The organism is Mycolicibacter sinensis (assembly GCF_001667945.1).
GTDB classification, from domain to species: domain Bacteria; phylum Actinomycetota; class Actinomycetes; order Mycobacteriales; family Mycobacteriaceae; genus Mycobacterium; species Mycobacterium sinense_B.
In genome coordinates this window covers 1-718 of sequence record NZ_LZJK01000136.1, presented here as the reverse complement: position 1 = coordinate 718, position 718 = coordinate 1, and the positions used below count along the sequence as shown (strand labels likewise).

Sequence of the window (718 nt, the reverse complement as noted above, 5' to 3'; positions counted from 1 at the left end):
GACCCCGACCGCGCCGGACCGTCAACCCTGATCCGGGCCGGCGGTCAGGCGCTGCTGATCGACTGCGGGCGCGGGGTGTTGCAGCGCCTGGCCGCCGCCGGGGCGTCGGCCAACACGCTGTCGGCGCTGCTGCTCACCCACTTGCACAGTGACCACATCGCCGACCTCGGTGACCTGCTGATCACCCGGTGGGTCACCACGTTTACACCCGACCCCGCGCCGCTGCCGATCATCGGCCCGCCGGGCACAGCAGACGTCGTGGAGGCGACGCTGCGGGCGTTCGGGCACGACATCGGCTACCGGATCGCCCACCACGCCGACCTGACGGCACCTCCTCCGGTCGAGGTCCACGAGCACACCGCCGGTCCGGTGTGGGATCGCGATGGCGTGCAGGTCACCGTGGCGCCCACCGATCACCGGCCGGTGACGCCCACGATCGGGTTCCGGATCGAACACGCCGGTGCTTCGGTGGTACTGGCCGGGGACACCGTGCCCTGCGCCAGCCTCGATGAGTTGGCCGCCGGCGCCGGCGCGCTGGGCGGTCGCGGCGGCTTCGGCCACCGAGGAGTGGTAGTCGCAGATGTCGCGGATCCGCTGCTGGGGCAGTGCGGCGATGAGGTCCTTGCGGATCACGGTGTGGACCAGCGCGCCGGCGCCGGCGGCCAACTCATCGAGGCTGGCGCAGGGCACGGTGTCCCCGGCCAGTACCACCGAAGCA

1 protein-coding gene is annotated in these 718 nt (G+C 72.4%); it reads left to right on the top strand.

The window, feature by feature from the left end; all coding sequences use genetic code 11:
* Positions 1–718 (top strand): MBL fold metallo-hydrolase (locus A5694_RS17515; RefSeq protein ID WP_234787939.1); only part of this gene is annotated, 718 nt, incomplete at both ends.